We start from the raw sequence: 18,923 nt of genomic DNA, 5'->3' as shown, positions 1-18,923 counted from the left end.
TCGCCCCGGCCTGCAGGAAACGCCTCAGCGATTTACAGCCGGACCAGGTCATCGCTGCAAAATAATCATGTCATTTAAAAAATCCGAATCGCTTCTGGTTACAAATTGAGTGGGGATCCCTTATCCCTTGGTGAAAAACAACGTCACCGTAGCGACGGTGACGCCCAGTTTCTTCATCTCGGTTTTATTAAACAGGTGCGTTTCATCCTGCAGGTACATCCAGTCGTCAAAGTTCAGCAGCCAGGTGCTGCCGTTGGTCTTCACGTTCATGCTGTAATGCCAGTTGAACGCGTTGCCTGCGGCCTGCCCCGTCGCTACCCCTTCGATATCCCCCGCCGTGCCCTCATAGCGATCGGTCCCCAGGCGCCGGATATGCCAGACCCGCTGCTGCTTCTCACCGTCGTCGTAAACAAAATGTTCGTTGAGCGTCAGCGTATCGCCGATAACGTCCCCGGCAATCTCAACGTGAAAGCGGCGGATCTGCTTGCCGCTGCGATCCTGCACCATCCCCCACGCTTCGGTTTTTCCCTGGAAGTAATGGAAAATATCAAGCCGCGGCAGCTGCTGGCGGTACTCGGTCACCTCCGTGCTACAGCCCGCCAGCAGCATCGTTAATGCCAGCACCATCATCAGAAAACGTTTCATTTTTGGCCTCCGATTAACTGCTGACGCAGCTCAGGATATTGCGTACGGGGAGCCAGCCAGATGGCCAGAAAGCGGGTACTGAACGCTTCTGACTGGCGTGGTCCCAGGGGAATAAAGGTTTTCTGAAGGACCGGATCGCGGTACCAGAACTGCCCCTGCTGGTCATCAAGGACAAACGCCAGCTGTGAGCCCGGTCGAACATCCGGCCACAGCGTCCGGAGCATCCGCAGCCAGGCTTCGCTTTGCGGTTCCTGCGCCAGGATCCCCTGCGCCTGCCACTGATCGCGGGTCGCCTCAACCAGCTCATCGCGATCGATGTCGCGCGCATAGGTAATTATCAGCGCCTGATCCTGGTTCTCCCGACCGTAACGCCCGTCCGGCGTGCGCAGCTGAGAGGTGTAGACGGTGAACGGCCCCCAGGTGAGCGTGGCATCGCCCACCTTACGCCACGCCAGCCAGTCGGCGGCCTGGGCCGCGGGCATGGCGATCAGGCAAAGCAGCAAAATCGCAGCTCTCATTTTTGTCTCCCCATCAGCAGGTGGAAAAACAGCATCAACACCAGCCAGCCCGGCGCCATCCAGCTGACGACGATAAAGGTCGGCTCCAGAAATGTGATGGCATCCAGCCGCTCGCCAATCAGGTACGCCACCGGGCCTCCTACGGCCGCCAGCAGTGTCAGCAGCCAGCCGGGCAACGTGGTGGTGCGCGTAAGCTGCGTCCAGACGGTGGCAAACATCAGCCACAGTGCCACCATCCATAGCGGCATCAGGGAGTCGCCCGTGAAGGCTATCAGTCCCGTCAGCGCCCAGAGCGTATCCAGCAAACTGCCCGCCGCGGCCAGCCCAATGGCGTAAAAACGGTATACAGACGGCAAGAGCAGGCATGCCAGGATCGCCAGCGCGAGCCAGATAATCAGGCCCTTTTCGCGAAAGAGCACCACCAGCGCCCAGTAAAGATCGAACGCGACGGCCAGCAGAAAGACCTGAAGATATCGTTTCATACTCGCTCGGCGGTCAGCTGCACCACGCTGATGGTGCGGGCGTTAAACCCGGCTTCGCAGTAGCCAAAGTAGTACAGCCACATGCGGCGAAACCGCTCATCAAAGCCGAGCTTTTCAATCTCCTGCCAGGCGTGGACAAAGCGCTGCCGCCAGTGGGCCAGCGTGCGGGCGTAGTCGGGACCCATGTCGAACAGATTGCGTACCACGAAATCGGTGTGGCGCGTCATCAGCTCGTTCATCGCGGTAATGCTCGGCAGGAAGCCGCCGGGGAAAATATAGCGCTGGATAAAATCGACGCTTTTGCTGTAGTCGCGATAGCGCTGATCCTGAATAGTGATGGCCTGAATCGCCATGCGACCTCCCGGGCGCAGCCGCGCCTGGCAGGTACGGAAGAACGTGGGCAGATAGCGCTGCCCGACGGCTTCGATCATCTCTATCGAGACCAGCTTGTCGTACTGTCCGGTGAGGTCGCGATAGTCGCAGAGCAGCACCTCGACCCGATCCTGCAGCCCGGCGCGGGCGATCCGCTCGGTCGCCCAGACGTATTGCTCCTGCGATAGCGTGGTGGTGGTCACCCGACAGCCATAATGACGGGCCGCGTATTCCGCCATCGCGCCCCAGCCGGTGCCAATTTCCAGCAGATGGTCACCCGGGTTTAGCACCAGCTGTTCACACAGGCGCGCCATTTTGGCCTGCTGAGCCGCAGTGAGATCCTGCTCGTCAGCGGTAAACAGCGCGCTGGAATAGAGCAGCTCCTTATCCAGAAAATGGGCATAGAAGGTGTTACCCAGATCGTAATGGGCGGCAATATTTTCACGCGCCTGCGCGCGGGAGTTCCGCCGCGTCCAGTGGCGTAGCCGCTCCAGCGGCCTGCCGAACAGACGGAACCCGTTTTCGAGACGACCAAGCACCTCGCCGTTGAGCGCCAGAAGTTCCAGTAGCGGCGTGAGGTGCGCGGTTTCCCATTCGCCGTCCATCCAGGCTTCTGCCGCGGCAAGGCTCCCGCCCGTTAAGACGCGCCAGTAAACGCCGGGCGTAAGGATCTGCACGTCAGCATGCAGCGCGGAGGATGTCTCGCCAAAATGAAAGGTCTGTGCCCCTTCACGCAGCGTGAGCGAGCCGCCGCGAATGCCGCTTAACAGACGAAAAAGCAGCCAGCGCGCAAGGCGCACGCTGCGCGGGATATCGGGTTCTAACGCAAAGACGGGATCGGTCATGAGCGTTCACTCCTGCTGACGGGATGGTTATACAGCGGCACGCGCTTGAGCCACAGGCGCAGCGCCTGCCAGTAAATGGCGAAAACGGTTTTCAGGGTCATAAGCGGGATACGCAGGAGCAGCGAACGCAGCGCGGGGTGCGTCAGAGGCTCCCGGCGCAGCGCAAGCGTGGCGTCGAACACCTTCGCTTCCTGATGATTTTCAATGTGCATATGCAGCGTGTTATCCGGGTCGTTGAAGCGCCAGTGGTAGATCATGTCCATCGGGTTGAAGGGAGAAACGTGAAACGCTTTTTCCGTGGGCTGGGCATGTTGCCCGTCGACCGCGTAATAATGACGCTCGTTCCACGGCGTGTTGCGGACCTCCGCCAGCACCCAGCGCAGGGTACCCTTCCCGTCATAGCAGTAGTAAAAGTTGACCGGATTGAAATGGAACCCGAAATAGCGCAACTGCGTCAGGAGCATGACCCGCCCGTCCGGACGTTCCCCGGTCAGGCTCTCCAGCCTGCTCAGCACGTTCTCTTTAAGCGGCGTGCCAAGCGGATAGTCCGCATCATGAAATGAGGCGGCGGCAAAGCGATTGCGCCGCACGCCGACGGACGTCAGCAGCGGCAGCTCATCGAGATCCAGCCAGGCCATAAACACGCTGTAGCGAAACTCATGGGTTTTCGGCTGCAGGCGGCGGTGGCGTAAGATGCCGTGGTAAAGGCAGCTGTTCATCTCAGTTCCCCTCCCCGGCCGCTATCGCATTGACCACGTCCAGCGCGCTGCGCACGCCGTCTTCATGAAAACCGTTGTACCAGTAGGCCCCGCAGAACCAGCTCCGCCGGTGGCCGTTGATCTCGCCGCGCCGTGCCTGCGCCCGCCAGCTTTGCGGGTTAAACAGCGGATGTTCATAGACGAAGCGTTGCAGAACGAAGCGTTCATCCACCGGCGCGTCCGGGTTCAGGGTGACGCAGAACAGCGGACTGCCCGCAGGCAGCCCCTGCAGGATGTTCATGTTGTAGGTGACGCAGGCGCTGGCCTGCGCCTGCTCGCTCAGGCGGTAGTTCCAGCTGGCCCAGGCGCGCGGCCGCACCGGCAGCCAGCGCGGGTCGCTGTGCAACACAACCTCGTTGCGCTGCCAGCCGATATCGCCCAGCACTTCGCGCTCGGCGGGCGTCGGGTCATCAAGCATCGCCAGAGCACTGGCGGAGTGGCAGGCAAAGATCACCTGGTCGAAGGTATGGCTGGCGTCGTCGAGCTGGAGGGTGACGCCATCCGCATGGCGTTTCACACGCTGCACCGGCGCGTTCAGGTGCAGCGTCAGACGGTCGCCCAGCTTATCCAGCATGGCGCGGATATACTCCCGCGAGCCGCCCGGGACGACGTACCACTGCGGACGATGGGTGATATCCAGCAGGCCGTGGTGGTTAAAGAAGCGTAAAAAGAGCGGCAGCGGGAAACGCGTCATCTCCTGCAGCGACGAGGACCAGATGGCGGCTCCCATCGGCAGAATGTAGTGGCGCGCAAAAAACGGCGTGAAGCCGTGCTGTTGCAAAAACGTCTGCAGCGTGGCGCTCGGGTCCACCTCCCCGTCCAGCGCCGCTTTCGCCAGGCGGTTAAAGCGAACGATCTCGCCCAGCAGCCGCCAGAATGCCGGATTCACCAGGTTTCGACGCTGGGCAAACAGCGACGTCAGGGTGTGTCCGTTGTACTCAAACCCCGTCGCGGGATTGTGCACCGAAAAGCTCATCTGCGTTTTTTGCCCGCTGATGCCCAGCTCGCTGAGCAGGCCCATAAAACGCGGATAGGTGCGATCGTTATAGACGATAAACCCGGTATCTATCGCGTATGTACCCTGTGGCGTTGTCACGTCAACCGTTGCGGTATGGCCGCCCGGCGTGGCGCCTGCTTCAAAAAGGGTCACCTGATGGTGCCCGGCCAGCCGCCAGGCGCAGGTCAGCCCGGCGATGCCGCTGCCGATAATCGCAATGTTCATGAACGCACCATCCTGCGCAGCAGCGCGCGCTGAAGAAACGCAGGCAGCCCGGAGAGCAGCCGCAAAATGAAGCCAAACCCGTCAGGAAACGCAATATGCATTTTCCCAGCCGCCAGTCCGATACGGATCGCCTTGACCGCCTCGTCGACGGTCACCCTGCCCGGCATGGCAAAATCGTTTTTTTGCGTCAGGGGCGTATCGACAAAGCCCGGAGAGACAACCGTGACGGCAATCCCTTTTGACTCCCAGTCCAGGCGCAGGCTCTCGGCAAACCAGCTCAGCGCCGCTTTGGACGCGCCGTAGGCCTCTGCGCGAGGAAAAGGCAGCCAGTGCGCCATCGAACTCACCAGCACCACGCGGTTACCTGCCACCAGCTGCAGCTGGAGCGCCTCGAGGCAGTTCACCGGGCCGAGGAAATTGGTTGCCATCACCCGCTCCACCAGCGCCGCATCCACCACTCCACCGTCGAGGTATTCGCAGGTACCCGCGCAGAGAATAATCAGGTCGGCGTAGCTGCCGGTCAGCGCCTGGCGACAGGCGTCCCTGTCCGTCATATCGAACAGGCGAACGGTGAGATTAGGACAGGTCTGATGCAGCGCTTCCAGACGCGCCGGATCTCGCCCGCAGGCAATCACATGGTAGCCGTCAGCGGAAAAGGATTTTGCCAGCCCGGCGCCAATCCCCGAGCTTGCGCCGGTAATCAGCACCGTCTTCATGATTTGACCCTCCGCTTCACGCCGCGAACCGCCCAGCCAAGCAGAGGAAGATGTTCGTAGATCATCTCTCCCGCATCGTAGTAGTCGCGCTGGTGCGTGATGAGATCGTTTTCCGTCTGCACCACTGAACATCCGGGCAGGTCGAGCGGTTCGCCTCCGGCAATGCGCGGGTGCGACCAGTGCATCACCCAGGTGACAACAAACCGGTTCCCGCTGCACAGCGGCGGATCGATAGAAAAACGGCAGTTCTCGACGTTGGCCAGCAGATGGGTGAAATAGCGCTGAAGCGCAAAAATACCGTTGCGCTCACCAAACGGATCGATAAGCGTGGCGTTCGAATGATAAAGCCCCGCCAGCGCGGACGGCGGCTGGCTATCCAGTGCGGCGTAGTACTCGACAAACCGACTCACGACAGAGGGCAAAGTGCTCATGGGTCACATCCTGGCTGTAAACAACGTGGCGTAATCGCATAATTAAAACTTACACAATTAACGTTATTTGTCCAAGTTTGTGCAGATTTATTTTTTATTACCTATCAATATCAACAACTTGATAACTCAATCGTTTGACGGTTTTGTAGGCCGGGTAAGGCGTAGCCGCCACCCGGCTTTCACTTTCAGGATATCCTTAAGGCAAATTCGTCGGTCTTCTTCCAGGCTTATCCTTTTTATTCAAAAGGATGCCCGTATGAAACGTTTCTTCCTCTCCCTTTTCTCAAGCCCGGAATCCTTACTGCAGGTGATGAGTCAGCAGGAAATTATTGAAGCCGTGGAAGATGGCGATCGCATCATTATCGACCAGGACGGGAACGCCTCGGTGAACTACAAGAGCAACGAGGTGATGCAGGATTTTCTGCGTCACGTCAACACGCTGAAGAGGGCCTGATATGGGAACGGCGATATTTATGGTGCTGATGGTCTGCGGGTACTGGTACACCAGCCGCGACCTGTCGACCCGCTTTAAAATCAAGCGTTCCTTCGGCTGGGATGTCTATTTTCTCGTTGCACTTTACGGCTGTATTTTCGTTCTGCAGGGCGTGATTGCCACCGGTCTGCTCTGGCTACTCTTGCTCGCCCTTTCCGCCGCCAACAACGCTTTTCACTTTGCCTCACCGAAATACACCGACTGGCAAATCGACTTTATGAACTGGAGCTTTTTAGGTATTCAGGCGCCGGTGGTCGTGATGCTGGCGTTTGCCATCCTGTTTTGCCTCTACCGCTCTAACTGGGCAGGCAGCGCCAGGCTGGACGGCGAGAGCCGGAAAAAGCTCTACAAACGGCTGGCGCAGTCGAGCGGTATTGAACAGCTGCTGTACCAGTGTATGGAGCAAGGCGAGCTGGCGCAGGTCACGCTGCGCTCGAGGCGGATTTACGTGGGTATGATCCACACCGCGACGCTGGAGTATGAAAAAACGGCCAACATCGTGCTGATCCCGATGTTGAGCGGGTACAGAGACGCGAAGACGATGAACTTTCGCATCGAGAATAATTACAGCCGGTGGTATGCGGAGCATGACATTACGCTCGACTCGGAACCCCGCAGCGCCATGTCATTCCGCAAAGTGATTTTACTCAATCAAATTGAGAGCATCTCGCTGTTCGATCCCGCCAGCGCCAGCGCGCTGTCGCTGGCACAGCATGACTCGCTTTCTAAAGAGGCATCCCCATAATCCTGAGTATGCTCTGCTGTGAGGCGGTTTCGAAAAGGACGTTCTTAACGCAGAGCATGCCCTGCTTCTGGTAGAACCGGTACGCTCCCGCGTTCTGCTCAAGCACCTCCAGCCAGAGATAGTCTTTCCCCCTGCTCCGGGCCATGTCTGTGATGTTGTTGAACATCACCTGACCATAGTTCTTGCCGGTTGCGGCGGGATCAAGGTAGAGCTTATTAAGGAGAACACCCTTCTTGTCCGTTTCTGGAAGCATGGCTTCCCAGGTCACTTTCATGAATCCCACTGGCCGATCGGTCTCTGCAACATACCAGGAAACAGCGTTATCTTTCAGGCTCTGTTCAACTACAGAACGCGCGTACTCTCCGTGCAGAAAATCCTTCATCTCTGCCTCTGACACCCACAGATGCTGAAAATGGGCGGGATAGATGCGATATCCCAGCTCGCTTAACAGCGTTGAATCGGCCCCGGTGGCCTGTCGAATTCGAAGAGACATGGAGGGTATCCTTACTAACCGCTTTAGGTGTGATGCCGTGCGAAACGAGAAAGACAAAATCAGTTACATTCTTGCCGCATATATTATTGCGGTGAACAACGTTAAGTACAGCCCGCGTGTTATGGATCTCGCCCGACACACCAAAACGGGTGGGTGAAAACCCTCACCAGATCGCGCTAGTCTGCCTGTGTTGAATGGATGACCAGGACTAGCGATTAGAACGTATGGAAATTATTTTGATGCGGCATGGAGAACCCCATTACAGGGGCGCGCCAAGGGTCTCGTGCAGGGAAATGACCGAATGGATCGACAGCTATAACCTCTCTTCGACGGGCAGCGACAGGCCGCCTGAAAGGGCTCAAATTCAGGCGTACCGCGCGCTCACGTTTCTCAGCAGCCCTCTCCCGCGAGCCCTTTCATCGTTGAAAACGCTGGGGTGTGAACCGGGCTTAATTGATGAGGTTTTTCGGGAAGCAGAGCTGCCGGTGTTCCGTATTCCGGGGTTACGGCTATCGCCTTTTTACTGGGCTGCGCTGTTTCGCGTTCTTTGGCTCTGCGGCCTGTCTGGCGAGGCAGAGTGCGTGAGCGTCGCAAAAAAACGTGCCGTTAAGGCGGCAGAAATCCTGGTGAATGTCGCGAAGGACTCTGACGGCCCCGTCTTGCTCATGGGGCACGGAATGATCAATCGGTTTATTGCGAAGGAACTGATCGCATCAGGCTGGAAAGAACAGACTTCCCCGGGTACCGGTTACTGGGGAGCGGGGGTTTACAGCCTTGCGTAAGGGCACATACTGACACCGAAGATTTTTTCATCCTCGGTGCCTGGGTCATAGCGTCTGGCCAAGGATAACGCGATCGAACAGACGGTCTCCCAGCCAGAGACGCATGCGGATGAGCATCTTTGCATACTTGCCGGCTGCATAGCGTGTACGCGGATGAGGGCTTTTAACGGCGCGGGCAACCACGTCCGCAATCACCTTCGGGTCGCTGCCTCTGCCATTCCCGTATGCATTTTTGACCGATTTAGCCACCTTCTCCACGAGGCGAGCGTAAGGGCCATTTGCTGAACGTTTAACTATATTGCCGCTGACCACATCACCAAAGCCTGTCTCGATTAAACCCGGTTCAACAATCACAACCTTAATGCCAAATTCAGCCACTTCAAGACGCAGACAGTCAGACCATCCCTCAAGCGCATGTTTCGTTGCGTGATACCAGGCTCCCAGAAGGGTGTAAATCTTACCCCCCATAGAGGTGATATTAATAATGTAACCGCTGCGTCTGGCACGCATGGCCGGGATCAGCAGTTGCGTAAGGCGGGCCGCACCAAACACGTTAACCTCAAACTGATAGCGAGCTTCTTCAATACCGATCTCTTCTACCGGTCCATAGAGCCCAAAACCCGCGTTGTTGACCAGTACGTCAACCCCACCTGTCTGCGACATGATGGTATTCACTGCAGCCAAAATGTCTTCATCACGTGAGATATCCATCCGCAGAGGGTACGCGCCAAGCTGGGCGAGATCGTGCATTTTCTCAACGCTACGGGCAGCAGCGTAAACCTGATAGCCATCCTGAATGAGACGACGGGCGATGGCTTTGCCCATACCTGACGATGCACCGGTGACCAGCGCAGTTTTTTTGTCCTGAGTAAACATAGATACCTCGGTGAGTAGACTGCGGCTAGTTTGCTCTCCTTCGACCTCATGTTAACTAGCGTATCGCGCCATGTGACTCGCAAACTGCGCCATCAGAGCGATACATACGCACGTGTTTACTCAAGACGCATGGCTGTCCTGGCCGCTTCAGGAGTCTGACCCGTCCAGGTCATAAATGCGCGATAGAATGAGTTAGGATCTTCGAAACCCAGCAAAAACGCGATCTCATACCCGGAAAGACGCGTATTGCGAAGATAATGACGGGCCAGGTGTTCACGACACGCGTTGACAAGGTTGCGAAAGTTTTCCCCTTCCTGCTCAAGCCTGCGCTGCAGCGTGCGTTTGCTCATTCCCAGACGCTCCGCCGCTTTTTCAATAGTCGCTTCGTTACCGGGAATAAGCTCCAGGAGTACCGCTCGTACACGATCGGCGGTTGAAGCCCGTTCATTTAACTGACCGAGACGACGCTGCAGTTCCGGTTCAAACACCTGCCACATCCCCTCATTGACCGTTAAAAAGGGTCGAAGCGCATCGGCTGCGGAAAAGCTGATGGCGGGCTGTTCTCCGTATTGCACGTCAGCACCAAAGAAACGCGAAAAGTGGCTGTTCTGAACCGATGACGGTAGCGCAGAAACGCAGATCCGTAAGGGGTTAACCGGTTCGCGAGTTCCCAGCCGCAGAAGCTTGAGCAGGAAGCCCAGTTCTGCCACCTGGAGAAACGGCGGAATAGTTGTCGCAAAAAGCCAACGCGGTGAGACGGTAAGGTTGCCGTTTTGGTCGACCGTTGTCTCCAGAACCATGGGAGCAATAAGCTGTTTATATCTGGCCAGACGCTGGACAGCCTGCATCATATTGCTGCTACACAGTGCGGCAAAAAGGGGCGGATCAAACACATCCGCAGAGATCAACTCAATGAGCGGGACGGGAAAGGCAGGATCGTTCGTTTCAGCCTCCAGCGCGTTCCAGAAGCGAATGTATTCATTCGTATCGAGTCCGCGCGCTTTTTGCAAAAAGAGATCGTCAGGTAATCCTGCCCTGCGGAGAATGCGTTCTGGCTCAAGCCCCGCGTCTTTCAGCAGCGTTTTCCAGCTTATATCGAGAGCGAAAGTACGGTTAGAAGCCATTTACTCATTCCCGGTTGAAGGTTATGCAACGGTTAGCGTTATTGTTCATCGACGGATGAATGGGCGCTATGCAGTATGGTTGGCTGGCAGGTTACCGGGAAATTCAGTGAGTTAGCAATAAAGCAGAGCTCATGCGCGCGGTGATGAAGTGCCACAGCGCGATCGATATCATCCCCTGGGCGAAGCGTGATTTGAGGCTTCAGGACAATAGAGGTGAAACACCCCTTTTCTCCTTCGCACATCGTTCCTTCCGCCCGGTCAATATAGGTATAAACGCTTATCCCCGCTTCCGCGCAAAGATGCAAATACCATAATTTGTGACAGGCAGAGGCTGACGCGACAAGAAGATCTTCAGGATTCCAGCATGATGCATCCCCCAGAAATGCAGGGTCTGATGAACCTGAAATCGGAGATTTATCACCCGCCGTGATGTCATAAAGACGATCGTAGGCTTTATAGGATTCCGTCCCCCGACCTTTGTTCCCTTTCCACTCGACCTTAACCTGATAATGATGCTCACGATGGCTCATCTTGATGCTCCCGATAATGATATCCGATGGATTTTGCTGGCGATGTTTGTTCGCAATCACCTGTCTCGACGTAGGCTATCAGATGGTATACCATTATACCATCTTTTCAGGAGAAACAGTATGCAGCTTAACGCCCTTTCGACCCCGGACGTGCTCGCCAGTGAATTAAGAAAGATGATAAACAGCGGTCGTCTGCGTGATGGAGAGAGGCTTGTTGAAAGGGATCTTGCCAGTCATTTTTCTGTCAGCCGAATCCCAATGAGAGAAGCAATCAGGCAGCTTGAACGCGATGGGCTGGTGGAAATTTTCAGGAACCGCGGCGCTGTTGTCAGAACGCTTTCTGTTGATGATCTGGATGAGATTTACTCCCTGCGTGCCTTACTGGAAGGGGAAGCCGTCTTTCAAAGCGTGAAAAACCTGAGCTCTGATACGCTGGCGAGGGCCGAACTGACGCATACGCTTCTCGCCAGAACGACTGAATTTGACATGCAGGGCACACTTAACCGGGAGTTCCACGATCTTGTCTACAGTGGGTGCAAAAACCAACGCCTGCTGAGGCTGATTAACGATACCCGCAATCAGATAGAGCGGTATGAATACCTTCAGCGAAAGCTCCTTTCCGCAACGCCGGTTTTTCAGGATGACCATGCAGGTATCCTTACAGCCTGCAGGGAACGGGATGCCGGGAATGCACGAGCTGAAGTCGTGCGACATATTCTTAGTGCCGGAGAAATGCTAAAAACGTTTATCAGCCGTCGCGACGAGGGTTAAGGGGAAATCCCGTTAACACGGCTAATGCCCGCTTCAACGGAGTGATGACATCATCCGTCTCCATGCCCATTTGCGCATGAATAATGGCACCGTCAATGAGCAGCATGATTTCATTGACGACGCGCTCATCCGCGATCTTCGTCAGCGACGCAATAATATTCTTTGTTTCGATTTTATGATCGCGGCATATCTCTTTTATTTCGCTTTCAATATCTTCCGATTTTGCCTCAGCGCTGGCATTAATAAATGCGCAGCCGTGGAATTCAGGCGAAATAAACCATTCGTAAAGCGTTGCCGATATAGCATCAGAAGGTATTTCACCTTCATCAAGATGTCGACGCAGCGTGGATTCAAACCAGCCAATCCATATTTCATGCCGATAGTGCAAATAGGCGAGAATAAGTAAACTTTTACTCGGAAAATGGCGATAAAACGTCACCTTGGTCACTTTCGATGCTTTAATCAGCGTATCCACGCCCGTCGCCCTGAAGCCTGTGGAATAAAACAGATCGTGCGCCGTAAGTAATATCTTATCTCTGACGCTGATTTTGGTATCGTTGCCTGCGGATTCTGTTTTCACTTTTGGGTAGCCTCAAAACGGATGTTGACAGCGTTATTTTACAGGCATAGATTACCGCATGTAGACAGACCTGTCTACATCATATAACACTGAGGTAATCGCCATGAACACACGTCCTCCTTTACCGCCCTTCACGCGTGAAAGCGCCATCGAAAAAGTCAGACTGGCAGAAGATGGCTGGAACAGCCGCGACCCGGCGAAGGTCGCGCTGGCCTATACGCTGGATACCCAATGGCGCAACCGCGCGGAGTTCGCCACTAACCGTGAAGAAGCCCGGGCGTTTCTGGAGCGGAAATGGAAAAAAGAGCTGGACTATCGTCTGATTAAAGAGCTCTGGGCATTTACGGATAACCGCATCGCGGTGCGCTATGCCTATGAATGGCATGATGATTCCGGCAATTGGTTCCGCTCTTACGGCAATGAAAACTGGGAGTTTGAGCCGGACGGACTGATGAAGCGACGCTTTGCCTGCGTAAACGATATGCCGATAAAAGAATCCGAGCGCCTGTTCCACTGGCCGCTGGGCAGACGCCCGGACGATCACCCTTCGCTGAGCGATCTTGGCTTATAGGATTTTCGCATCACTCCGGGCCGTCCCGGAGTGGTGAATTTACAGTGCGCCCAGCTGTTTCATCAGCGTCAGGTTGTCCTCAATATGCCAGTTAGCCGCAATCTTTCCGTCAGCAATCTCATAAATATCCGTGGCGATAAAATCTATTTTCTGCCCCTTTCCCTTCAGCTTGCCAAATGTCCCGGTGAAGGTGCCGTGAAAATGTAAATGCGAGACCACGCGATTGCCTGAAATAATCATTTGCTCAACGTCGCAGCGTAAATCAGGCACGGCTGTACGAAACGCACGGGAGGCTAAAATAGCGCCTTCGGGACCTTGCTTACGACCTTCCGGAGGCGTTTTATCGATGAAATTCACTGCCAGCGCATCACGCGCCAGGGACTCTTCTCCCGTATTCCAGAACGTTGCATATTCTCTGGCAACGGCTTCATTCGCCCTTAATTGCGCCTGGGGCAGGCTCTTATCAACAATAAGCTGTTTCGGTGGAAGCCATTCCAGCTGCGCCGAAAATGCGGTGCCGGACAGACCGGCAAGAATAAGCATCGCCACAGCTGGACGAAAACACGTCGTATATTTCATGATATCTCTCAATAGAGTATTACATTACCCGCAGTCGATTTCCTGCGGTTCAAATCCGCGAGGGTCAGTTAATTAACGCCCCGCCCTCAATATCAATGATCGACCCCGTGACAAAGGGATTATCAATGGCGAAAAGATACCCTTGCGCGATGTCCTCCGCCCTTCCCCAGGCTTTGGCTGGCAGGGTTTCCGCCGCGCCAGCGAGCATTTTTTCCCGCGCGGCGGAGTCCATGCCCGCGTACGCCTCCGTGTCGGTCAGCCCCGGGCTCACGACGTTGACGCGCAGCGGTGAAAGCTCTTTCGCCAGCACTTTTGTCGCGGCCTCAATCGCGGCATTCATCGTCGTTTTAACAATGGCGCCCGCCACGGTGCGACGCGCCACGAACCCGCTGGTGAACGTCAACGTACCGCGGGGAGTGATGTTCCCGCTGAGATAGCGGGCGACATTGATGCTTCCCCAGAATTTTGTATCAAAGGCCAGCCTTGCAGCGCGGAGATCCAGCCCGGAAAGAAGCCCTCCCGGAGCCTGTGAGCCCGCGGTAACGACAATATTATTGACCTCACCCAGCGTTTCACCGAGCGCGACAAGCTCTGCCTCACGGCTGATATCCAGCACGAGGGTGTGAACAGACGCGGCGTGAGTGCTCAGCCGCTGCCGCGCAGCGTTCAGCTTCGCGCCGTCGCGGCCCGCAAGAATAATTTCCTCGCCTCGCCCGGCAAGCAGGCTGCCCACGGCGAAACCGATGCCGGACGCGCCGCCGATAATTAAGGTTTTACGGGTCATAACGTTTCCTCCTGCAGGATGTAAATGGGGTAATCGGTATAGCCCGTCGCGGTGCCGCCAAACAGCGTGGCGGGGTCGCGCACCTGGGCCAGAGGCAGCTGGTGCGCCAGCCGGTGGGGTAAATCCGGGTTGGCAATAAACGGTCGTCCGAAGGCAATCAAATCGGCATAGCCGGCAGCAAGGATCTTTTCCGCTTTTTCAAGGTCATAGTTACCCGCAACGATAAGGGTTCCGCTAAACGTCTCGCGAAGCGATCGACGGAACTGTTCAGGTACCTGCGGCGCATCGTCCCAGTCGGCTTCCGCCAGGTGGATGAAAGCAATACCTTTTTGCTCACACCAGGCCGCGAGCGCGAGTATGGCTTCCGTCACCTGCGGATCGTTCATCCCGCGCTGGGTAATAAACGGGGAAAGGCGAATGCCCGTACGCTCGCGGCCAATGGCCTCAGCAATGGCGCTTAACACCTCCTGAGCAAAGCGGATCCGGTTCTCCAGCGTGCCGCCGTACTCATCCGTGCGTTTATTGGATGTCTGACGCAGAAACTGGTCGATCAGATAGCCGTTTCCGCCGTGGATCTCCACGCCATCAAACCCGGCCTGGACGGCATTCAGTGCCGCCTGACGATAGTCCGCGACGATGCTGTGAATCTCCTTGCGCGAGAGCGTTCTTGGCTGCGGGCAGTCAACCATCTGGCCTTCCCCCTGTTCATTCACCACCCACACCTGCGCGTCCGGCGCCAGTGCTGACGGCGCAACGGGCTGACCATCCTGATGAAAACGGGCGTGCGACATTCGCCCCACGTGCCAGAGCTGAGAAAAAATAACCCCGCCCGCCTGATGCACGGCACCCGTCGTGAGCTGCCATCCTGAAACCTGCTCCGGCGAATGGATGCCGGGAGTCCATGAGTATCCCTGGCCCTGAGGCGAGATCTGCGTGGCTTCCGTGATGATTAATCCGGCGCTGGCCCGCTGCCGGTAATACTCTGCCATCAGCGTGGAGGGAATATTGCCCGGTTGAAGGGAACGCGCGCGGGTCATCGGCGCCATGACGATACGGTTTTTCAGGTCTTGCTGCCCCAGCCTGTAGCGTTCAAAAAGTGAGGTACGTTGCATGTTTTCATCCCTTATGGTTTGGATGAAATCACTTTACAGACGGCATCTTGTTTTGATAATTACGCTAAAAGCAGATGCACTTTTCGGAAAATATGAATAATGGGCAAACTCGAAGACATGGCATTACTGGTTGAAGTGGCCGAGGCTGGCGGTCTTTCTGCCGCCGGACGACGCCTGTCGCTTTCCCCCGCCACCATGACGGCCAGGCTGAAGGCGATTGAGGAGCGTTACCAGACCCGTCTGTTTCACCGCTCAACGCGGTCCATCACGCTGACCCGCGCCGGGGAAGAGTTTTACCATGCCGCGCTTCGCGTGCTGGAGGAGATGCATCACGCCGAGTCGTTACTGACGCAAAAAGAAGGCGTGCTCAGCGGCAACATTCGCCTTTCTGCCCCCTCGGACTTTGGCAGACAGTATCTTAGCCCCGCCGTCGTGGAATTCTCCCGACGCCATCCTGACGTTAAATTTTTCATCTCGTTAAAAGAACACGTTGAGGACCTGGTCGCTAACCGGCTGGATATGAGCGTGCGTTTCGGCAACCTGCCGGACAGCAGCCTTGTCGTCAGAAACATCCGCCCGAACCATCGAGTACTGGTCGCCTCCGGGGAGTACCTTAACGAACGCGGCATCCCCGCCACGTTTGCAGATTTGGCTCAGCATCGGTGCCTGGCACTTGAGTCTCAGGGTGTGGTGATGAACGAATGGCGCTTTGAAACCAATGGCGAAGAAAGCATTGTACGCGTAGAGCCTGCCATGGTGTGCGACGACGGAGCATTGCTTCGCCAGTGGGCGCTCAACGGGGCTGGCATCGCGGGGAAATCGTGGTGGGATGTAAAAGACGATGTTGATACAGGCAGACTCACGGTACTGTTTGCCGACAGCTTCACCGGTTTTAGTCGGTACGATCGCAAAGATGTCGGGCTGCAGTTTGTTTACCCGCAGCGCAAGCTGCAGCCGCTTCAGGTCACTGCGTTTAGCCAGTTTTTTCTCGACTGGCTAAAAAAACAATAACGCAATAAACAGTGATACACTCGCCCGATACAACTCATTATCCCGTCTTAACGGCTTATGACTACAAATATTGCTTTTTTCGACTTCGATGGAACGATAACGTTTTCCGACACCTTCACCCCGTTTATTTATCGCTCTGTTGATGAAAAAACGCTACGGCGTGGAAAGCTGCGCCTTCTTCCCTACATCCTCGCCTATAAAATCGGTGCGTTGTCGGGGTCGGTTTTACGAAAAAAAGTGGTAAGAATAGCGTTAGCTGGCAAATCAGAAGCTGAATTAAAAAAGGCCGGGCTTTTCTACAGTAAAACCGAAATTCCTGCCCTGTTGCGGGAGGATGCCATGAAGAAAATCAGCTGGCATAAGTCTCAAGGGGATACGGTGGTAGTGGTCTCAGCCTCGCTTGATTTATACCTTAAACCGTGGTGCGAGCAGAATGGTCTGGAACTCTTATGCAGTGAAGTGGCATTTTCAGGTGGAAAAGCAACCGGAAAATACAAAAAGGGTGATTGCAGCGCCCGTTTAAAAAAAACGAAGATAATTGATCATTATGATTTATCTTCCTACAACGTCATCTATGCCTATGGCGATACGAAGGAAGATTTAGACATGCTCTCGCTTGCCTCGAAAAAATTTTATCAGTGGAAAGAGATGGCCTGACCCCGCCATGACATATTAATAAAACATCAAAATAAGAGATAGCGCGCATTTCGGTGACAACCTCAGGACTACTCTGGGAGCGGTTTTCAGGAGGTACAAAACATGAAAAAGCTTCTGATATGTTGTTTGTTTGGTAATACCGCAAACTCTCTCGCCAAAAAGATGCAATCTCTGGCAGAACGTGAAGGCTATCCGCTGATGATTAGCGCTGTTGGGCTGGATAACTTCGCCAGTGTTGCTCCCGCTTTCGATGGTTTTCTCGTCGCACCGCACATTCAGTACAAACTCGATGAGATAAAAGAGACGGTGGGTAATACGCATTCAATCGCCATTATTGAGAGCCTGCCCTATGCGTCTCTGGACGCGAAGAGGGTGTTGAATTTCGTGAAGGAACAGATGCCTGAACTGGCTGCGTGATAGATAAGGCCGCATCGGTTTTGCGGCCTCCGCTCAAAACTCGTCGATACAAGGTTGACCAACCTTATTAATCGCATTGATTATCCTGGCTCTGAGTTCAATTAGCGCCGCTTCTTTCTCTTCCAGCTGCTGCAGCTTGCGGCGCAGGGACGCTTGTTTTTGCTCAGCGGTAAATTTGTCGTCAATCCAGACAGCTAAAACCTCTGAGATTTCGGCTAAGGTAAAACCCAGCATTTTGGCATGCTTGATCATGTTTAAACGCTGTAAATCAACGGCGGAATAGACTTTGTAGTTATTGCTGCGATTAGGTTGCGGGATATTCTCTAATAGCCCTTGCCGCTCATAGTAACGCACCGTCTCTTTCGATAATCCCGTTTTCGCACACAGTTCACCAATTCGCATCGCGCCGCCCTCACCTTGTAAAAATCACGTTTGACCGTGTACCTAAGTGCACGGTTTATCCTGTGCGGCATACATTAGGGAAACGGGATTAAAAATATGAATTCTTTTGATTATACAGGAAAAACAGCGCTGGTTACCGGAGCGTCTTCGGGCATAGGTCGTGATTTTGCCAGGCAGCTCGCGGCCCGCGGCGTGGCCTTGATCCTGATCGCCCGCTCCGAACCAAAGCTGCAGGCGCTTGCCGCAGAGTTAGTCAGAAAGCATGGCGTATCCATCACGATTATTGTGCAGGATTTAGTGAAACCGGAAGCCATTCCCCACATTGTGGAACGGCTTGAAACCTTAAGGCGTTTCCCCGACATTCTGATCAACTGCGCCGGGTTCGCCACCTATGGGCCATTCGAAAAGCTCTCTATCGACAGGCAGCGTGATGAGATAAACGTGAACTGCCTGGCCCCTGTGGAGCTGACGCACGCCATGCTGCCGGGAATGCTCCAGAAAGGCTCGGGGATGATTATTAATGTTGCCTCAACGGCCGCGATGCAGCCGGATCCCTATATGGCGATTTATGGCGCAACCAAAGCCTTCCTGCTCTCGTTTTCGAATGCGCTGTGGGGTGAGTATCGCTCAAAGGGCATCCGCGTTCTGGCGCTTTGCCCCGGCGCAACGGATACGGCCTTTTTTGATGTGGTGAATGCGGAGGAAGCCTCGGTAGGTAAAAGAATGCCCGCAGACAAGGTGGTCGCCCTGGCGCTAAAGGCCGTGGAGAGTAACCGTAGCACCCTGATTACCGGATGCGGTAACTGGCTTCTGGGGCAGCTACACCGGTTCGTGACGCGAAAGCATCTGGTGCTCATCGTTGAAAAAATATTGCGTCCACGCTCGGCTTAAGCAAAAACGGCTCTGTTCAGTGCAAGGGAGTTGCGCTGAAATCCTCGCTTATCGCAGACAGATAGATGCCATAGTGCACGAAAAACAGTGATACACTTACCCCACCTGGTTGATCG

The 18,923-nt window shown here is 55.2% G+C and carries 26 protein-coding genes; 9 read left to right on the top strand and 17 right to left on the bottom strand.

Annotated elements, in window-relative coordinates; genetic code table 11:
• Positions 1-120: 120 nt before the first annotated feature.
• Genes AC0TN7_RS22260 through AC0TN7_RS22225 form a run of 8 tightly spaced genes read right to left on the bottom strand, consistent with a single transcriptional unit; the run spans position 121 to position 5,989 of the window.
• The gene (locus AC0TN7_RS22260) at positions 121-645 is read right to left on the bottom strand and encodes a DUF3833 domain-containing protein (RefSeq protein WP_248164417.1); all 525 of its coding nucleotides are present in this window, start codon (positions 643-645) and stop codon (positions 121-123) included.
• Complete coding sequence (locus AC0TN7_RS22255; RefSeq protein WP_248164412.1) at positions 642-1,163, bottom strand: chalcone isomerase family protein; 522 nt, start codon at positions 1,161-1,163, stop codon at positions 642-644. The genes AC0TN7_RS22260 and AC0TN7_RS22255 overlap by 4 nt, the downstream gene beginning before the upstream one ends.
• On the bottom strand, positions 1,160-1,645 hold the full coding sequence (locus AC0TN7_RS22250) for a DUF2878 domain-containing protein (RefSeq protein ID WP_069719274.1): 486 nt from the start codon (positions 1,643-1,645) through the stop codon (positions 1,160-1,162). Before AC0TN7_RS22250 ends, AC0TN7_RS22255 begins: the two co-directional genes overlap by 4 nt.
• Complete coding sequence (locus AC0TN7_RS22245; RefSeq protein ID WP_248164407.1) at positions 1,642-2,862, bottom strand: class I SAM-dependent methyltransferase; 1,221 nt, start codon at positions 2,860-2,862, stop codon at positions 1,642-1,644. Before AC0TN7_RS22245 ends, AC0TN7_RS22250 begins: the two co-directional genes overlap by 4 nt.
• Entirely contained in the window at positions 2,859-3,581 is a 723-nt protein-coding gene (locus AC0TN7_RS22240; protein WP_248164401.1) for a DUF1365 domain-containing protein, read from the bottom strand. The genes AC0TN7_RS22245 and AC0TN7_RS22240 overlap by 4 nt, the downstream gene beginning before the upstream one ends.
• A 1-nt stretch (position 3,582) precedes the next feature.
• Positions 3,583-4,842, bottom strand: a complete 1,260-nt coding sequence (locus tag AC0TN7_RS22235; RefSeq protein ID WP_463726668.1) for an NAD(P)/FAD-dependent oxidoreductase — start codon at positions 4,840-4,842, stop codon at positions 3,583-3,585.
• Complete coding sequence (locus tag AC0TN7_RS22230) at positions 4,839-5,558, bottom strand: SDR family NAD(P)-dependent oxidoreductase (RefSeq protein ID WP_463726667.1); 720 nt, start codon at positions 5,556-5,558, stop codon at positions 4,839-4,841. The genes AC0TN7_RS22235 and AC0TN7_RS22230 overlap by 4 nt, the downstream gene beginning before the upstream one ends.
• Positions 5,555-5,989 carry a nuclear transport factor 2 family protein gene (locus tag AC0TN7_RS22225; RefSeq protein ID WP_473702465.1) on the bottom strand — a complete coding sequence of 145 codons (435 nt, stop codon included), beginning with the start codon at positions 5,987-5,989 and terminating at the stop codon, positions 5,555-5,557. Before AC0TN7_RS22225 ends, AC0TN7_RS22230 begins: the two co-directional genes overlap by 4 nt.
• A gap of 256 nt (positions 5,990-6,245) precedes the next feature.
• Between AC0TN7_RS22225 and AC0TN7_RS22220 the strand changes: the two genes are divergently transcribed.
• The gene (locus AC0TN7_RS22220) at positions 6,246-6,443 is read left to right on the top strand and encodes a hypothetical protein (RefSeq protein WP_248164398.1); all 198 of its coding nucleotides are present in this window, start codon (positions 6,246-6,248) and stop codon (positions 6,441-6,443) included.
• A gap of 1 nt (position 6,444) precedes the next feature.
• On the top strand, positions 6,445-7,227 hold the full coding sequence (locus AC0TN7_RS22215; protein ID WP_061715223.1) for a hypothetical protein: 783 nt from the start codon (positions 6,445-6,447) through the stop codon (positions 7,225-7,227).
• Here the strand turns inward: AC0TN7_RS22215 and AC0TN7_RS22210 are convergent.
• Positions 7,208-7,720, bottom strand: coding sequence for a GNAT family N-acetyltransferase (locus AC0TN7_RS22210; RefSeq protein ID WP_061715224.1), 513 nt, complete (start codon positions 7,718-7,720; stop codon positions 7,208-7,210). The genes AC0TN7_RS22215 and AC0TN7_RS22210 overlap by 20 nt on opposite strands.
• Before the next feature lie 239 nt (positions 7,721-7,959).
• Here AC0TN7_RS22210 and AC0TN7_RS22205 point away from each other — a divergent pair, with 239 nt between their 5' ends.
• Positions 7,960-8,502 (top strand): histidine phosphatase family protein, encoded by a 543-nt coding sequence (locus AC0TN7_RS22205; RefSeq protein ID WP_024908358.1) that lies wholly within the window; start codon positions 7,960-7,962, stop codon positions 8,500-8,502.
• A 45-nt stretch (positions 8,503-8,547) separates the two neighbouring features.
• On the opposite strand, the gene AC0TN7_RS22200 is transcribed toward AC0TN7_RS22205, so the two are convergent.
• The 3 genes from AC0TN7_RS22200 to AC0TN7_RS22190 all read right to left on the bottom strand — a co-directional run bounded on the left by AC0TN7_RS22200 (position 8,548) and on the right by AC0TN7_RS22190 (position 11,032).
• A complete protein-coding gene (locus tag AC0TN7_RS22200; RefSeq protein ID WP_032647039.1) occupies positions 8,548-9,378 on the bottom strand; it encodes an oxidoreductase in 831 nt (276 codons plus the stop codon).
• A gap of 116 nt (positions 9,379-9,494) precedes the next feature.
• Positions 9,495-10,502 (bottom strand): AraC family transcriptional regulator, encoded by a 1,008-nt coding sequence (locus tag AC0TN7_RS22195; protein WP_225283314.1) that lies wholly within the window; start codon positions 10,500-10,502, stop codon positions 9,495-9,497.
• A gap of 38 nt (positions 10,503-10,540) precedes the next feature.
• On the bottom strand, positions 10,541-11,032 hold the full coding sequence (locus AC0TN7_RS22190) for an OsmC family protein (RefSeq protein WP_463726665.1): 492 nt from the start codon (positions 11,030-11,032) through the stop codon (positions 10,541-10,543).
• A gap of 120 nt (positions 11,033-11,152) precedes the next feature.
• Here AC0TN7_RS22190 and AC0TN7_RS22185 point away from each other — a divergent pair, with 120 nt between their 5' ends.
• A complete protein-coding gene (locus AC0TN7_RS22185; RefSeq protein ID WP_024908354.1) occupies positions 11,153-11,803 on the top strand; it encodes a GntR family transcriptional regulator in 651 nt (216 codons plus the stop codon).
• Here the strand turns inward: AC0TN7_RS22185 and AC0TN7_RS22180 are convergent.
• On the bottom strand, positions 11,781-12,383 hold the full coding sequence (locus AC0TN7_RS22180) for a TetR/AcrR family transcriptional regulator (RefSeq protein WP_048989730.1): 603 nt from the start codon (positions 12,381-12,383) through the stop codon (positions 11,781-11,783). The two genes, AC0TN7_RS22185 and AC0TN7_RS22180, sit on opposite strands and share 23 nt — an antisense overlap.
• Before the next feature lie 103 nt (positions 12,384-12,486).
• Here AC0TN7_RS22180 and AC0TN7_RS22175 point away from each other — a divergent pair, with 103 nt between their 5' ends.
• A complete protein-coding gene (locus AC0TN7_RS22175; protein WP_032645324.1) occupies positions 12,487-12,954 on the top strand; it encodes a nuclear transport factor 2 family protein in 468 nt (155 codons plus the stop codon).
• Between the two features lie 39 nt (positions 12,955-12,993).
• On the opposite strand, the gene AC0TN7_RS22170 is transcribed toward AC0TN7_RS22175, so the two are convergent.
• The 3 genes from AC0TN7_RS22170 to AC0TN7_RS22160 form a co-directional block, all read right to left on the bottom strand.
• Positions 12,994-13,533: an ester cyclase gene (locus AC0TN7_RS22170; protein ID WP_032647031.1), complete on the bottom strand. Its 540-nt coding sequence runs from the start codon at positions 13,531-13,533 to the stop codon at positions 12,994-12,996.
• Positions 13,534-13,597: 64 nt separating this feature from the next.
• Positions 13,598-14,317 carry an SDR family oxidoreductase gene (locus tag AC0TN7_RS22165; protein WP_248164385.1) on the bottom strand — a complete coding sequence of 240 codons (720 nt, stop codon included), beginning with the start codon at positions 14,315-14,317 and terminating at the stop codon, positions 13,598-13,600.
• Positions 14,314-15,429, bottom strand: coding sequence for an alkene reductase (locus AC0TN7_RS22160; RefSeq protein ID WP_463726664.1), 1,116 nt, complete (start codon positions 15,427-15,429; stop codon positions 14,314-14,316). The genes AC0TN7_RS22165 and AC0TN7_RS22160 overlap by 4 nt, the downstream gene beginning before the upstream one ends.
• Before the next feature lie 99 nt (positions 15,430-15,528).
• On the opposite strand from AC0TN7_RS22160, the gene AC0TN7_RS22155 reads away from it, so the two are divergent.
• The 3 genes from AC0TN7_RS22155 to AC0TN7_RS22145 all read left to right on the top strand — a co-directional run bounded on the left by AC0TN7_RS22155 (position 15,529) and on the right by AC0TN7_RS22145 (position 17,514).
• Entirely contained in the window at positions 15,529-16,440 is a 912-nt protein-coding gene (locus tag AC0TN7_RS22155) for a LysR family transcriptional regulator (protein WP_248164380.1), read from the top strand.
• Between the two features lie 57 nt (positions 16,441-16,497).
• Positions 16,498-17,097, top strand: a complete 600-nt coding sequence (locus AC0TN7_RS22150) for an HAD-IB family phosphatase (RefSeq protein ID WP_032647022.1) — start codon at positions 16,498-16,500, stop codon at positions 17,095-17,097.
• Positions 17,098-17,199: 102 nt separating this feature from the next.
• The gene (locus AC0TN7_RS22145) at positions 17,200-17,514 is read left to right on the top strand and encodes a PTS sugar transporter subunit IIB (protein ID WP_090417072.1); all 315 of its coding nucleotides are present in this window, start codon (positions 17,200-17,202) and stop codon (positions 17,512-17,514) included.
• A 33-nt stretch (positions 17,515-17,547) separates the two neighbouring features.
• Here AC0TN7_RS22145 and AC0TN7_RS22140 read toward each other — a convergent pair whose 3' ends face one another.
• Positions 17,548-17,916, bottom strand: a complete 369-nt coding sequence (locus AC0TN7_RS22140; RefSeq protein WP_024908012.1) for a MerR family transcriptional regulator — start codon at positions 17,914-17,916, stop codon at positions 17,548-17,550.
• 96 nt (positions 17,917-18,012) lie between these two features.
• Here AC0TN7_RS22140 and AC0TN7_RS22135 point away from each other — a divergent pair, with 96 nt between their 5' ends.
• Positions 18,013-18,807, top strand: coding sequence for an SDR family NAD(P)-dependent oxidoreductase (locus AC0TN7_RS22135; RefSeq protein ID WP_090417076.1), 795 nt, complete (start codon positions 18,013-18,015; stop codon positions 18,805-18,807).
• Positions 18,808-18,923: the final 116 nt, after the last annotated feature.

The sequence above is a fragment of the Enterobacter sp. PL_is511 genome (assembly GCF_055816065.1).
Note: the sequence above shows the minus strand (reverse complement) of the source record. Positions and strands in the feature narration are given on the sequence as shown.